A 1,322-nucleotide genomic window follows, 5' to 3' on the forward strand; every position below is an offset into this window, starting at 1 on the left:
TCAGCTATGTCTCCCTTTTCCTCCCCCTCCTCGCCCTCAACACACAGTCTTGTTTTAGACCTAACTATAAGAAATCTAAATCTGTAAGATAAAGTGATGGGGGGATAGAAATATCTCGATCAAGAAGTTAATTCACTTATTGGTTATCTTGTCAACTGCTATTAGTTGACCATCTCTCTAGGAGTTTGAGAAGGTAATGACATGGGGAAAATCATCCGTACGTTATGTATTAAAAATCACTAATGCCAAGGAATTAATTCCGAAAAAACCGATTGTGCTAATTGTGGTGCGAAACTTGGGAGAAAAGACAAGTATTAATTAATGCTGAATTAATCAGGGTAAATATCAAGATATACAGCGGCTATCTGGCATTTTTGAAAAAAATTACTCTGGGAAACAGACTCTAAGGAGTTTAGAGCTGATTTTTGACAGATTTTTGACAATAGTTAAATAAATCAGCAATTCATCGGATTTTCTTCCTTAAGTGACTAGGATAAAAATAGAACTAAGTTATGGCAGTTTTAAATCCTATGGATGAATATCAAAATCAAATCATGGCTCTAAGTCATAGAGTAGATACTCTGTGCGAATCCATCGAAAAACTCAGTTTGAAGGTTTCAGAAGGCCTTTCTGAACTCAAAAATAGTTCAAGGCAGGAAACTGAGGAATCTCAACCAACTGGCCAACCGATACCCCGGACCCACGAAAGTCAAAGTGCCATTAACCTACTGACCCAACATAAAGATGTGCTGATTGATAGTAACTCTGGGCTAGGTAGTTTCTCTAAAAATAGCAATAATAATATCTCTGCTGATATTCAAGTTCAACGCTTAACTGCCCAACTCACAGCAGCCTACAATCGGATTGCTGCCTTAGAAGAACAACTCCTAGCACAGCGAATTCATTCCTAATTGGCAGTTTTATCCAGATTAGTCTAAGGGTTGAAGGTTAATAGGGAAAACAAATCAGCACCTCTGTGATTTTCGTGCCTAACTTGGTCAGACTGTAAAGTGTTTTTTCACTGGCTCCAACAACAATCACCTCAGAGAAAGACGATATTGCTCGACCAAGTTTTCAATGGCTTGAAGTAATTCAGCCGAGTTCCAGCCCTTATAAAGGTGGGCTGCGATCGCACATCCTCCAGCACCCACACCTTCCTTGACATATCCTTGCTCATATGCCTGTAGCTGAGGATAACGAGACTGGGTAAAACTTAATTGTGTTGCCAAAAGGGGTACACTCCCAATATCTTGTGCTAATCCAACCGTGTCACCAGTCGAGTCTTCTGCCACCCAGCGAGTTGTTCCCACAACTACTTGTGA

General features: G+C 40.1%; 2 protein-coding genes and 1 pseudogene. 2 read left to right on the forward strand and 1 reads right to left on the reverse strand.

The genetic code is table 11. The annotated features are described in order from the left end of the window. Positions 1-196 precede the first annotated feature (196 nt). Together F6K20_RS38765 and F6K20_RS38770 are read left to right on the forward strand one after the other, a co-directional pair. Positions 197-322: a hypothetical protein gene (locus F6K20_RS38765; RefSeq protein ID WP_267871991.1), complete on the forward strand. Its 126-nt coding sequence runs from the start codon at positions 197-199 to the stop codon at positions 320-322. 190 nt (positions 323-512) lie between these two features. Continuing rightward, positions 513-911, forward strand: a complete 399-nt coding sequence (locus F6K20_RS38770; protein ID WP_008180230.1) for a hypothetical protein — start codon at positions 513-515, stop codon at positions 909-911. A gap of 126 nt (positions 912-1,037) precedes the next feature. Here the strand turns inward: F6K20_RS38770 and F6K20_RS38775 are convergent. Next, a pseudogene (locus F6K20_RS38775) lies at positions 1,038-1,322 on the reverse strand (TIGR00303 family protein); the annotation flags it as partial.

This window comes from Moorena sp. SIO2C4 (assembly GCF_010672485.1).
Lineage (GTDB): Bacteria > Cyanobacteriota > Cyanobacteriia > Cyanobacteriales > Coleofasciculaceae > Moorena > Moorena producens.